The sequence below is a fragment of the Brachybacterium phenoliresistens genome (assembly GCF_000576425.1).
GTDB classification, from domain to species: Bacteria; Actinomycetota; Actinomycetes; order Actinomycetales; family Dermabacteraceae; genus Brachybacterium; species Brachybacterium phenoliresistens.
Map to the genome: position 1 here is coordinate 40313 of NZ_KK069994.1, position 12759 is coordinate 53071.

Annotated in this window: 11 protein-coding genes and 1 tRNA gene; 8 read left to right on the plus strand and 4 right to left on the minus strand. The window is 70.8% G+C overall.

What is annotated here, in order from left to right; translation table 11 throughout:
- The first annotated feature begins 127 nt into the window (after nt 1-127).
- Nucleotides 128-203, plus strand: a tRNA-Thr gene (locus BF93_RS09605).
- A 1215-nt stretch (nt 204-1418) separates the two neighbouring features.
- Here BF93_RS09605 and BF93_RS09615 read toward each other — a convergent pair.
- On the minus strand, nt 1419-2237 hold the full coding sequence (locus BF93_RS09615) for a response regulator transcription factor (protein WP_038372303.1): 819 nt from the start codon (nt 2235-2237) through the stop codon (nt 1419-1421).
- Nucleotides 2219-3400, minus strand: coding sequence for a sensor histidine kinase (locus tag BF93_RS09620; RefSeq protein ID WP_038372304.1), 1182 nt, complete (start codon nt 3398-3400; stop codon nt 2219-2221). Before BF93_RS09620 ends, BF93_RS09615 begins: the two co-directional genes overlap by 19 nt.
- Nucleotides 3401-3473: 73 nt before the next feature.
- Between BF93_RS09620 and BF93_RS09625 the strand changes: the two genes are divergently transcribed.
- The 3 genes from BF93_RS09625 to BF93_RS09635 all read left to right on the plus strand — a co-directional run bounded on the left by BF93_RS09625 (nt 3474) and on the right by BF93_RS09635 (nt 5845).
- Nucleotides 3474-3692 (plus strand): hypothetical protein, encoded by a 219-nt coding sequence (locus BF93_RS09625; RefSeq protein WP_038372305.1) that lies wholly within the window; start codon nt 3474-3476, stop codon nt 3690-3692.
- A gap of 115 nt (nt 3693-3807) precedes the next feature.
- Entirely contained in the window at nt 3808-4266 is a 459-nt protein-coding gene (locus BF93_RS09630; protein ID WP_038372307.1) for a Fur family transcriptional regulator, read from the plus strand.
- A gap of 121 nt (nt 4267-4387) precedes the next feature.
- Nucleotides 4388-5845 carry a catalase gene (locus tag BF93_RS09635; protein WP_038372308.1) on the plus strand — a complete coding sequence of 486 codons (1458 nt, stop codon included), beginning with the start codon at nt 4388-4390 and terminating at the stop codon, nt 5843-5845.
- Nucleotides 5846-5917: 72 nt separating this feature from the next.
- On the opposite strand, the gene BF93_RS09640 is transcribed toward BF93_RS09635, so the two are convergent.
- Together BF93_RS09640 and BF93_RS09645 are read right to left on the minus strand one after the other, a co-directional pair.
- Entirely contained in the window at nt 5918-6301 is a 384-nt protein-coding gene (locus BF93_RS09640; RefSeq protein WP_038372309.1) for a universal stress protein, read from the minus strand.
- 97 nt (nt 6302-6398) lie between these two features.
- Entirely contained in the window at nt 6399-7079 is a 681-nt protein-coding gene (locus BF93_RS09645) for a lysophospholipid acyltransferase family protein (protein WP_038372311.1), read from the minus strand.
- 166 nt (nt 7080-7245) lie between these two features.
- Between BF93_RS09645 and BF93_RS09650 the strand changes: the two genes are divergently transcribed.
- The 4 genes from BF93_RS09650 (at nt 7246) to nrdE (ending at nt 12691) form a co-directional block, all read left to right on the plus strand.
- Nucleotides 7246-9162 (plus strand): Gfo/Idh/MocA family oxidoreductase, encoded by a 1917-nt coding sequence (locus BF93_RS09650; protein ID WP_198025400.1) that lies wholly within the window; start codon nt 7246-7248, stop codon nt 9160-9162.
- A 611-nt stretch (nt 9163-9773) separates the two neighbouring features.
- Nucleotides 9774-10037 carry a glutaredoxin-like protein NrdH gene (gene nrdH, locus BF93_RS09655; protein WP_038372312.1) on the plus strand — a complete coding sequence of 88 codons (264 nt, stop codon included), beginning with the start codon at nt 9774-9776 and terminating at the stop codon, nt 10035-10037.
- 117 nt (nt 10038-10154) lie between these two features.
- On the plus strand, nt 10155-10553 hold the full coding sequence (gene nrdI / locus BF93_RS09660) for a class Ib ribonucleoside-diphosphate reductase assembly flavoprotein NrdI (protein ID WP_038372313.1): 399 nt from the start codon (nt 10155-10157) through the stop codon (nt 10551-10553).
- 5 nt (nt 10554-10558) lie between these two features.
- Nucleotides 10559-12691: a class 1b ribonucleoside-diphosphate reductase subunit alpha gene (gene nrdE, locus BF93_RS09665; protein WP_038372314.1), complete on the plus strand. Its 2133-nt coding sequence runs from the start codon at nt 10559-10561 to the stop codon at nt 12689-12691.
- Nucleotides 12692-12759 lie beyond the last annotated feature (68 nt).

A 12759-nucleotide genomic window follows, 5' to 3' on the forward strand; every position in this document is an offset into this window, starting at 1 on the left:
CCCGTCCGGCCCCGGGTCCGCCCCGGGGGCCGGGGGAGGCGGGGTGACCTACTCCTCACGCCCCGGTTTTGCGCCTGACATGCAGGTCTCGTAGAGTGGTCCGGTCCGGTGCACAGCGTCCGGGCAGGCCGCCTTAGCTCAGTCGGCAGAGCGATTCACTCGTAATGAATAGGTCGGGGGTTCGATTCCCCCAGGCGGCTCCAGAAAACGGGTCCTGACCAGTGCTTACGCCCCCTTGGGGACGAGGCGCAGGTCGGGGCCTGTTCCCGTTATGGCGACTTTCCTGGCGACTTAGCGTCCGGCGCGCACCTCCGAGAGCACGTTGCCCGCCTCCGTGGGCGTCGTCCTTGTATCCCCGTACTTCGCCCGGGTGAACGCCGCGTTGGTGTGCCCCACGTGCGCAGTCACGCGAGGACCGGCGAGACCTCCGTCCAGCAGTATTCCGCCCGTCGGCGCCCGCGCAGGGCGCTGTGCCCGTCTTCGATATGCGATCGTTGCGCGGCCGTGCAGGTGCGTCGCCAGCAGCGCTGAATCCGGGATGAGCCGCGCCCGCAGTGGGGCACCTCGCACTGCGTGTTACAGCTCCATCACGGACATCTGTCTTCGACCGGCAGGTCGGTTCGGGGCGCCGTAGCGTGCCGGTATGACGGAATCCGGGGATGGGGGAACCTTGCGCTGCGGGACGTGCCGACAGGTGTACGTCCCCGATCCGTCGGTCCCTGACGGCCATGACTGCGACCCGGACATCTACGAGACCATCGCTCTGGACGACGGCCCTCTGGCGGACGTCGAGCCTGCTCGGCAGGCCCGCGGGGAGGAGGCCTCCGGTCGCGCCGGTAGCGCGGGGGACCGTACCGGGGCACAGCCGGGCATCGCGGGGCAGGTGGCTCTGGGCATCTAGGCCGCGGCGCCTGCGGCCGCGCGGCTGCTCACGCAAGAACAGGCCGGACCCTCTCGGGCCCGGCCTGTTCTTCGGGGATCTTGCTCGGATCGGTGCTGCGCCCCCGCGACGCCGCGCCCGGGCCTCGAGGGCCCGGCGCGGTGAGGATCGTAGGCCGGACCCGGTGCTCAGTTCAGGGGGGTGGGGGAGAACCGAGCACCAGGTCCAGCAGACGAACGAGCCCGGAGGCTCGACCCCTGCTGCGGGAGGAGAACGGCTGGGGACCAGACCAGCTCGACGGAGACCGCCTGCAGGGGAGCTCTACGACGACAAACTTACGGGCGCCGGATCATCGGCGGAACGACCCCAGGTCCCGTTCTCGGCGGCCGCTCGGGCCTGTCTCTGGTACCTGGGTACACCCCTGCCCCGTTCCCGAAGTGCCAAGGCCTCGGCCGTGGGCCCCTCGTCCCGCCGTCCCGCCGTCCCGCCGTCCCGCCGATGCCGGGACGTGGAGGCAGGGGGTCGCGCAGGGGCGGGCTCAGCTGCGCGGCACCGGCGGCTCGGCGAGCCCCAGCTCGAAGGCGCGGACCGCGATCTGCAGCCGGGAGGTGCACCCCAGCTTCGCCATCAACGAGGTGACGTGCTTCTTCACGGTGGACTCGGAGAGCACCAGCTGGTTCGCGATCTGGGTGTTCGTATCGGCCCGGCACAGCAGGTGCAGCACCTCCAGCTCGCGGTCGGTCAGACCCAGGGAGAGCGCCGCGGCCTCGCCCGGCCCGGAGCCGGCGTCGACCGGCGAGGTGGGGGCCGATGCCGCGTCCGTCGGAGCGGCGGGCATCCCCGCCCGGTCCTCCTGTGCGTCCTCCGCATCCCCGGCGGCCCCGTGCTCGCCGGTCCCCGGCCGCTCGCCGGTGTGCACGCTCGAGGCCGGGGCCGGTCGGCGCCCTCCGGCCAGCGCCGCCGCCACCTCGGGGGTGATGACGACCCCGGCGCCGGCGGCGGCGGCCTGCACGGCCGCGACGAGCGACGCGGCGGAGGCGGACTTCAGCAGGAAGCCCGCGGCGCCCGCCGCGAGCGCCTCGCGCACCTGATCATCGGTCCCGAAGGTGGTCAGCAGGAGGACTGCCACCTGGGGATATGCGGCGCGGATCTCGAGGGCGCCCGCGATGCCGCCCATGCCGGGCATCGCCAGATCCATCAGCACGACGTCGGGGACCTGCTCGGCGAGGGCCGCGAGAGCCTCCTCGGCGGTGCCGGCGCGCGCATCGACCTCCATCTCCGGGGCCGCGCGCAGGTAGCCGGCCAGCGCGTCGCGGACGATCGGGTCGTCGTCGCAGATCAGGACCTGGATGCCCATCGGCCCCCCTGGGTGCTCGACTGGATCGGATGAGGCGCGGTCATGCGCGCCATGAAGGAGCCGCCGTCGGTGCGGGTCTCGACCGTGCCGCCGACGCCCGCGAGCCTCTCGCGCGCCCCGATCAGCCCGCTGCCGCCCGAGGGGACGTTCGGCGCCGTCGTGGCGCGCCGGTTCACGACGACGACGTCGACACCGGTGGCCGAGGTCTCGAGCATGAGGGCGACCGGGTGCTGCGGGTCGCCGTGCCGGACCACGTTCGCCGCCAGCTCGCCCAGGCACAGGGACAGCACCGGCACCAGCGGCCCGGGGACGTCGCGCTCGCCCTCGACGTCGGTGTTGACGGTGAAGCCGGCCTGGGTCAGGCGCTTCTGGGCGGACTCCAGCAGCGTGGCGCCGGGGACGTCGCCGGCGACCTCGCCCGCGTCCTCGCCCTCCTCGCTGCGACGCAGAGCCTCCATGGCGGCGCGCAGATCCTCGGTGGCGGCGCGGGCCGCGGCGCTGATGCGTCCCAGGTCGAGATCGGTGGCCGGGTCCGGCTGGTCCCGCAGGCGGGCCTGCTCGGCGATCATGACGACCTCGGTCGTCGCCCGGATCGCGGTGTCGTGCAGCTCGCGCGAGAGCGCGCGGCGCTGCGCGGCGAGGTCCTGCACCCGGGCGCGGCGGGATTCGCCCAGCCGCAGGCCGAGGGTCCGGATCACCACCCCGATGGTCGCGGCCGCGAGCAGGAGGATCACCCAGATGCTCGCGCCGACGGCGACGTCGGCGGCGCTCTGGGCCAGGGAGACGGTCGCCGCGATGAGGATCGCGGCGTACCAGAGGCCGATGAGGATGCTGGTCAGCGGGCGGCAGCGGGCCACGCAGGAGGTGAAGGCCACGATGGAGGCGAACACTCCCAGCCCGATGTACACCGTCGGCACGGACACCGCCAGGGTGAGCACGCCGCCCAGGGCCAGGGCCGCCGGCAGGGGGTGGAGCAGCGCGAGGCCGCCGGCGGTGCTCATGAGCACCCACAGGACCATCGAGCCCGGATCGGGGTGACGCCAGGCGCCCGGGGCGGTGAGGAGCAGCAGCAGGAGGGCGACCGATATGGCGGGAAGGGCGCGCCGCGCCTCCCGGACTCCTGTGTCCAGGCGATCGAGCAGCGACGACTTCCGGAAGGGCACGGGCCAAGAGTACCGGTGCGGACGTACGCTGTGGCTCCGGGCACACCCACCACTCACCACTCAGGAGACTGCCATGACTCGGACCGCAGTACGCACCATCACCCCGTCCCTCCGGCGGGTCGTCGGCCGCGGCTTCGCGGCGGCCGCGGTCCTCGGCCTCGCGATGCTCCCGGTCGGCGCTGTCGCCGACACCGGGCTCGGAGGGTCGGGGGACGTCGAGACCCAGCGGATCGAGGGCTGGTGCCAGATCGCTCCGCGCCTGCCCTTCATCTGCGTGGACAACCGCCGGTGATCCACCGGTGACCGCGCCTGCGCCGCCGGGGAGGGATGTCGGCGGCGCAGCGCGCCCGTGATTTGACTGGATCCTTTTCTGGAACTTCTCCAGAACACGAGGTAGGGTGAGTCCCGTGAGCCACCACGACCACCCCTCGCTCGACCCCGTCGCCGCGCTGCGCGACGCGGGTCTGCGCGTGACCGCCCCGCGGGTCGCGACGCTCGCGGTGGTCGCCGAGCACCAGCACGCGGACGCGGACGTCATCTCCTCCGCCGTCCGCGAGCGCCTCGGCTCCGTGTCCCACCAGGCCGTCTACGACGTGCTGCGCGCTCTGACCGAGGTCGAGCTGCTGCGCCGCGTGGACGCCGACGGCCGTCGCGCCGTCTACGAGCTGCATCGCCACGACAACCACCACCACCTCATCTGCCGCGTCTGCGGCCGGCTCGAGGACGTCCCCTGCGCGGTGGGCGAGGCTCCCTGCCTCCACCCGCACTCGCAGCACGGCTTCGAGCTCGAGGTGGCGGAGGTGCTGTACCGGGGCGTGTGCCCCGAGTGCCGCGCGGCGCAGGCCCATGTCCCCGCCGGGACATGACCCCCATCCGTACGCCCCGACCCGGGCCGTCCCCTCGGCCCGCACCCCGCCGCCCGGCGGTCCCCTCGGCCGGCCGGCGGCCCCCAGGTTCTCCACCCCCCGTTCGCATCCAGGAGGAAGCATGACCACGTTCGACCCCTCGATCCCGTCCACCACGGAGAGCGGCGCTCCGCGCGAGTCCGACGCGCATTCGCTGAGCGTCGGGGCCGACGGCCCCCTGATGCTGCATGACGTCGCCCTCGTCGAGAAGCTCGCCCGCTTCGACCGCGAGCGGATCCCGGAGCGCAGCCCGCACGCGAAGGGCTCCGGCGCCTTCGGCGAGCTCGAGGTCACCGAGGACGTCTCGCAGTACACCAAGGCGAAGCTGTTCCAGAAGGGCGCGAAGACCCCGCTGCTGCTGCGCTTCTCCACCGTCGCCGGCGAGCTGGGCTCGCCCGACACCTGGCGCGACGTGCGCGGCTTCGCGCTGAAGTTCTACACCGAGGACGGCAACTTCGACATCGTCGGCAACAACACGCCGATCTTCTTCCTGCGCGACCCGATGAAGTTCCCCGACTTCATCCACTCCCAGAAGCGGACCCCGGACTCGGGCCTGCGCGACGCGAACATGCAGTGGGACTTCTGGACCCTCTCGCCGGAGTCGGCCCACCAGGTCTCCTACCTCATGGGCGACCGCGGCCTGCCCAAGACCTGGCGCCACATGAACGGCTACTCCTCGCACACCTACATGTGGGTGAACGAGGACGGCGAGAAGTTCTTCGTGAAGTACCACTTCCTCACCGAGCAGGGCATGGAGTTCCTCAGCAACGAGGAGGCCACCGAGCTGGCGGGCACCGACGCCGAGTACCACCGTCGCGATCTGTTCGAGGCGATCCGGCGCGGCGAGTTCCCGGCCTGGCGCGTCGAGGTCCAGGTCATGCCGTACGAGGAGGCGAAGGCGTACCGCTTCAACCCCTTCGATCTCACGAAGACCTGGTCCAAGAAGGACTACCCGCGCATCCCCGTGGGCCGCTTCGTGCTGAACCAGAACCCGGTGAACCACTTCGCGCAGATCGAGCAGGCCGCGTTCAGCCCGTCCAACACCGTGCCCGGCACCGGGGTCTCCCCGGACAAGATGCTGCTGGCCCGCGTGTTCTCCTACCCGGACGCGCAGCGCAACCGCCTGGGCACGAACTTCAACCAGCTGCCGGTGAACCGTCCGGTCGTGGCGACGAACTCCTACGGCAAGGAGGGGTCGATGGAGTTCTCCCACAGCGGCGACGCGCCGGTGTACGCCCCGAACTCCTTCGGTCGCGCCTACCAGGACACCCAGGGCCCGGTCGACAACGGCTGGGAGGCCGATGGCGCGCTGGTCCGCGCGGCCTACACCCTCCACGCCGAGGACGACGACTTCGGCCAGGCGCACACCCTGGTGCGCGAGGTGATGGGTGAGGACGAGCGCGCCCGCCTCGTCCAGACGGTCGTCGGCAGCCTTGGCGGCGTCGTCGAGCCCGTGCTCTCCCGTGTCTTCGAGTACTGGAAGAACATCGACCAGGAGACCGGCGAGAACATCGAGAAGGCGTACCGCGCGCAGGCCTGACGCCCCGCGCACGAGACAGCGCCCCGGTCACGATCGTGACCGGGGCGCTGCGTCGTGAGGGCTCGTGCGGGATCAGACGACGAGGACGTCGCTGGGGGAGGAGGTCAGCAGCTTCTGCACGGTGACGCCCAGCAGGTGGCTGGCCATGTCCCGCTCGCGGCGGATGCCCAGCACCAGCAGCTCCGCCTTCTCCTCCTCGACGACCTGGAGCAGGACGTCGGAGATGTCGTCGTCGGTGTGCTCCTGGCGCACGGCGATGCGCACGGAGGCGCGGCGCACCATGTCCTGGGCGCGTTCGAGCTGGCCCTGGTCCGCGTGGCGGGGGTCCCCCTGCATGCCGTCGCGCACGACGTTGACGATGATGAGCGGTCCGCCGCGGCGCTCCGCCTCCCGCTGGGCGGCCTCCAGGGCCGCGAAGCCCACGGGGGTGGGGATGAATCCGACCACGACGGCCATGGCGACCTCCTCCTGATGCGCTGCTGTGCCCCGATCCTACGGTCTGCGCGGGGATGCTCGTCCACCCGGGCACGGGGCGGGAGGGCGAGCCCGCGCCCTAGATGTCGCGGGAGGAGTGCTTGTTCAGCTCATCGGCCCGTTCCTGGCCGCTGAGCTCGGCGATTTCGTCCATGATCCGGTCGTTGAGCATGCGCCGGCGCACGCCTCCGGGCAGCGAGGGGTCGATGTCCGCCGGGCGGATCGGCGTGCCGAAGCGCAGCGTGAGGGTGCGGCGGGCGGGCAGCAGGCGGCCCTTCTGCATGACGGTGTCGGTGCCCTTGAGCCCCACGGGGATGACGGGGCAGTCCGCCTCCATCGCCAGCCATGCCGCCCCCTGGCGCCCCTTGTACAGGCGGCCGTCCCGCGACCTCGTGCCCTCGGGGTAGATGGCGAAGCCGTCGCCCCCCTGCAGGATCTCCAGCGCCGCCTTGAGCGCGCCCTGCTTGGAGACGAGGGTGTCGCGGTCCACCGGGACCGTGCCGATCGCCTGGAAGAAGCTCTTCTGGATCCAGCCGATGGGGCCCCTGCGATGCCAGTACTCGTCCTTGGCGATGAAGCGCATGCCGCGCGGGCACACCACCGGGATGATGAAGCTGTCCAGCAGCGCCAGATGGTTCGAGGCGATGAGGAAGGCGCCGTCCTCCGGGACGTTCTCCAGCCCGGTGACCCGAGGTCGCAGGTAGAGCTTGGTCGCCGGGGCGACGAAGCCCCGCACCAGGTGGTAGAAGGACGTGGCCAAGGAGAACCTCCGAGGACGGGCGCTGAGCGTCGCGGGACGGATGGACGGACGGTCGAGGATACCGCGGCGGGACGGTCCGCGCCGGGTCGTGCCAGGGCCGTATGGTAGAACAGCGCCGCAGCCAGGATCGGCCGGCCGCACCCCGTTCTGCCGAAGGAGTGGACACATGCCCAAGGTCCTCCGCGTCGCCGTGATCGGTGCCGGGACGATGGCTCAGGCGGTGCACCTGCCCGTGCTGCGCCGCCGCTGGGACCGGTTCTCGGTCGAGGCGCTCGTGGACCATTCCCCGCGACGCCGTCGCGAGGCGTCCGAGGCCTGGGGCATCCCCGAGGAGACGCGCTACGAGAGCGTGGGCGATCTGATCGCCGCGGTGCGCGCCAAGACGGTCGGGATCGACATGGTCGTCCTGGCCACGGACGGCCTGCACGTCGAGGACGTGCTCACGATCGTGCGCCGCGGCATCCCCGTCCTCGTCGAGCCGCCGGTGGCGTTCTCCGAGGCGGAGCTGCGCACCCTGGCCGACTTCGAGCGGATGACCGGCCGCCGCCTGGTGGTGCTGGCCTATCCGCAGCAGCACGACGACGCGGTCGCCGCGATGTCCGGGCACATCGCCCGCAAGGACCTGCGGATGATCGATTACGAAGTGCTGATGCCGGCGAGCCAGCCGCTCTATTCCCATGCCCACGTGACGACCTCCGCCTACGACCTGCCCAGCGAGGTGCGCGCCCAGCGCCGCACCGCGCTGCAGGAGGCGGTCGTGGCCGGCACCGGCGAGGGCGCCACCCAGCGCGACCGCGATCTGTACGTCAAGGGTCTGCTCACGGGCGTGGCCCACCAGATGGCCGTCCTCCAGAAGGCCTACGGGCCGATGACCGAGATCCTCGCGGTGCGCCACTGGCCCCGCGGCGTGATCCCCGGCTCGATCGAGATCCTCGGCGAGCTGGAGTCCGGTGCCCCGGTCCGCCTGGTCTGGCACTACCTGCCCTTCGCCCCGGAGTACTCCGAGCGGGTGCGCCTGCTCTCGGCGCGGCGCCGCGTCGAGGTCGATCTGGCACCGCCCTCCTTCGCGGACCGCCGCTCCACCGTGACCCTGCGGGAGAAGAACGCCGGGAGCGTCACCGCGACGACCGTGGTCTCCGACCTCGGCTCGGCCGAGGCGATGTGGGAGGACTTCTACGCCTTCGTCACCAAGGGCGAGGACCCCGGGTCCGGCATCCCCGAGGCTCTTGCGGAGCTCGCGCTGATGCACGAGATCCTCGACCGGATCGTCACGGCCGATGGGCGATCCCTCGAGCCCGAGGAGGTCGAGGCCGAGGAGAACGAGGCCGACGAGAACGAGGCCGACGAGAATGAGGCCGGGGAGGCGGCGTCCGAGGACGCGACGTCCGACGATGCTGCGCCCGCGGCCGCTGCGTCCGACGGGGCCGGGGCGGAGCAGCCCGCCGCTGCGGGCATCGAGCCCGCCGAGAGCGAGCACGACGGATCCGCGGCGGCCGTGCCCGCGGCCGCCGAGGCCGGACCGCGCGATGCCGAGACCGCCGAGCCGTCCGGCGTCGACGGATCCTCTGCTGATGCTGATGCTGATGTCGCGGCCGATGCCGATGCCGCGGCCGATGCAGCCCCCGTCGCGGGGGCGGCGGGGGAGCAGGAGCCCGACGCCAACACGGTCGAGAACCCGGTCGCCGAGCCGCCGGTGCGCGATCAGGTCACCGAGGTCCTCCCGGACCTGCGGGAGTCGAGCACGCCGACCGCGTCGCTGCCGACGGCCGCGCCGCCGGCCGGCCGCTGGATCGCCGCCGCCGATCCGCAGCCGTCCGAACCGGCGTCCTCCGGGCCCGACCCCGTGGATCCCGCACGGGCCGTCGACGACGTGGACGCCTGGAACGGCGGGCGCCAGGACGGCGGCCCTGCCCCCGATCCTGTCGACCCCTCCGATCCCGCCGGCCCCGTCGAGCCGACCGAGCCGCCCGCGGGATCGTCCCGGTCCGCGCAGGAGGGTGCGCCGGACGGACGCACCGAGCAGGATCAGGCCGCCGAGCAGGAGCACGCCCGCCCGCAGGAGAGCGACCCCGGGCGAGCTTGACCCCGCCGCTGCGGCGGCGCTCTCGCCGAGACCGACCGGACCCCGCCCCCCTCACCGGGGAGCGGGGTCCTTCGCGTGCCGGCGGCGGCCCGCCCCGGCCCCCTGTCGGCGGCGGCCCGCCCCGGCCCCCGTGCCCCGGCTCCTGTCCCGCGGTGGCGACACGCCGACGACACGCGGCGGATCCGAGATTTTCTGTGCCGTGTCCGACGCTTCCGGACGGCGTCCCGCGCCCGCCCGTCCACCATCGGCCCGACCCTCGCGGACGCTGTGCACACCGCTGTCCACCGCGTTCGCGCGGACGGGGCGCGACTGTCCCCAACGGGGCCGAGTTCTCCACAGCCGTCCCCAGCCCGACTGTGGATAACATTCGTGTAGTTCAGTACATCTTGTGGTGCCCCCACCCGTCGACCCCTAGGTGTAGTGTTGGAGACGTCGCGGTGATCGCACCGAGATCCTGGATCCGCCCCAGGCCCCACGCCCGCCGGAGCACCGGTGGCACGGCCACGGACCAGGGGAGACGCAGCGATCGCCCACCACGACAGAGCCCCAGAACGTCCCGCATCACCGTTCGTCCCGCTCCCCGAGAGCAGCACTTCCGAGAGAGGTCCCCGATGGATATCACCGTGTACTCGAAGCCCCTGTGCGTCCAGTGCGATGCCACCAAGCGCGCCCTGAACAAGGCCGGGATCGCGTACGACGTCGTGGACATCACCGAGGACGCCGAGGCCCTGGCCCGCGTGAAGTCGCTGGGCTACGTCCAGGCGCCCGTCGTCATCACCGGCACCGACCACTGGTCCGGGTTCCGCCCGGACAAGATCAAGGCGCTGGCGACCTCCGCCACGGCCTCCGCGGGCCGCAGCGCCGCCGCGATCTGACCACCGTGCCGGGCCGTGCGGGAGACCGTCCGGCCCGGCGCACCGCACCAGGCAGGGACCCGCACGACGGCCCGGCATGACGCCGCCGTACGGACGCAGCACGCAGGAAGGGTGGCCATGGGCACTCTGGTCTACTTCTCCTCCGTGTCCGAGAACACCAAGCGCTTCGTCGAGAAGCTCGGTGTCCCGGCGCATCGGATCCCGCTCCGGCCCACGGAGGAGCCCCTCGTCATGGACGAGGAGTTCATCCTCATGACCCCCACCTACGGCGGGGGAGACGGGCGCGGCGCGGTCCCCAAGCAGGTCATCAAGTTCCTCAACGACGAACGCAACCGTCGCCTGATCCGGGGCGTGATCAGCGGCGGGAACACGAACTTCGGCGACTCCTACTGCATCGCCGGGGACATCGTCGCCGCGAAGTGCCACGTCCCACACATGTACAGATTCGAGCTGCTGGGCACGCGACGCGACGTCCAGCAGGTCACACGAGGATTGGAAGAGTTTTGGCGACACTGACGGAGATGCCTTCCGTGGAGCACCACAAGGCCCAGGACTACCACGCGCTCAACGCGATGCTGAACCTGTACGGGACGGACGGGAAGATCCAGTTCGAGAAGGATCGCCTCGCCGCGCGGGAGTACTTCCTGCAGCACGTGAACCCCAACACCGTCTTCTTCCACTCCCTGCGGGAGAAGCTCGACTACCTCGTCGAGAACGACTACTACGAGGCCGAGGTCCTGGAGCAGTACGACTTCGAGTTCGTGAAGTCGCTGTCGGAGCAGGCCTTCGCCAAGAAGTTCCGCTTCCCGACCTTCCTGGGCGCCTTCAAGTACTACACCTCGTACACGCTCAAGACGTTCGACGGCAAGCGCTACCTCGAGCGCTTCGAGGACCGCGTCGTGATGGTCGCCCTGACCCTGGCCCGTGGGGACGAGACCCTCGCCCGCAACCTCGTGGACGAGATCCTCGACGGCCGCTTCCAGCCGGCCACCCCCACCTTCCTCAACGCCGGCAAGGCCCAGCGCGGCGAGCTCGTCTCGTGCTTCCTGCTGCGCATCGAGGACGACATGGAGTCGATCGGCCGCGGCATCAACTCGGCCCTGCAGCTGTCCAAGCGCGGCGGCGGCGTCGCCCTGCTGCTGAGCAACCTGCGCGAGTACGGCGCGCCGATCAAGCAGATCGAGAACCAGTCCAGCGGCGTCATCCCCGTGATGAAGCTGCTCGAGGACTCCTTCTCCTACGCCAACCAGCTGGGCGCGCGCCAGGGCGCCGGCGCGGTGTACCTCAACGCGCACCACCCCGACATCCTGCGGTTCCTGGACACCAAGCGCGAGAACGCGGACGAGAAGATCCGCATCAAGACCCTCTCGCTCGGCGTCGTGATCCCGGACATCACCTTCGAGCTCGCCAAGAACAACGAGCCGATGTACCTGTTCTCCCCGTACGACGTCGAGCGCGAGTACGGCAAGCCCTTCGCGGACGTGAACGTCTCCGAGGTCTACCGGGAGATGGTCGACAACCCGCGCATCGCCAAGAAGAAGATCAAGGCGCGCGAGTTCTTCCAGACCCTCGCCGAGATCCAGTTCGAGTCCGGCTACCCGTACATCATGTTCGAGGACACGGTGAACCGGGCCAACAACATCCCCGGCAAGGTCACCCACTCGAACCTGTGCTCCGAGATCCTGCAGGTCGCGACCCCGTCGACGATGAACGCGGACCTCAGCTACGACACGCTGGGCCGTGACATCTCCTGCAACCTGGGCTCGCTGAACATCGCCCTGGCCATGGACTCGCCGGACTTCGCGCAGACCATCGAGACCTCGATCCGTGCGCTGACGGCCGTCTCGGACACCTCGGACATCTCCTCGGTGCCCACCATCGCCGAGGGCAACCGCAAGTCCCACGCCATCGGCCTGGGGCAGATGAACCTGCACGGCTACCTCGCCCGCGAGCGGGTCCACTACGGCTCCGACGAGGGCCTGGACTTCACGAACATCTACTTCTATGCGGTGACGTACCACGCCATCAAGGCGTCGATGCACATCGCCCGGGAGCGCGGCGAGTCCTTCTACGACTTCGAGAACTCCAAGTACGGCACCGGCGAGTTCTTCGACAAGTACACCGACCGCGTCTGGGAGCCGCGCACCGAGAAGGTCCGCGAGCTGTTCGCGAAGTCCTCCGTGCACGTCCCGACCCAGCAGGACTGGGCGCAGCTGCGCGAGGACGTCAAGACGTACGGCATGTACAATGCGTACCTCCAGGCGGTGCCGCCGACCGGCTCGATCAGCTACATCAACAACTCCACCTCCTCGATCCACCCGATCGTCTCCAAGATCGAGATCCGCAAGGAGGGGAAGATCGGCCGCGTCTACTACCCGGCGCCGTTCATGGACAACGACAACCTGGAGTACTACCAGGACGCGTACGAGATCGGCTACGAGAAGATCATCGACACCTACGCCGAGGCCACCCAGCACGTGGACCAGGGCCTGTCGCTGACGCTGTTCTTCCCGGACACCGCGACCACCCGCGACGTCAACAAGGCGCAGATCTACGCCTGGCGCAAGGGCATCAAGACCCTCTACTACATCCGCCTGCGGCAGATGGCGATCGAGGGCACCGAGGTCGAGGGCTGCGTGAGCTGCATGCTCTGACCGGTCCGCCGGAACGACGCACGGCCCGTCCCGAGGGATTCCTCGGGACGGGCCGTGCGTCGTTCCGG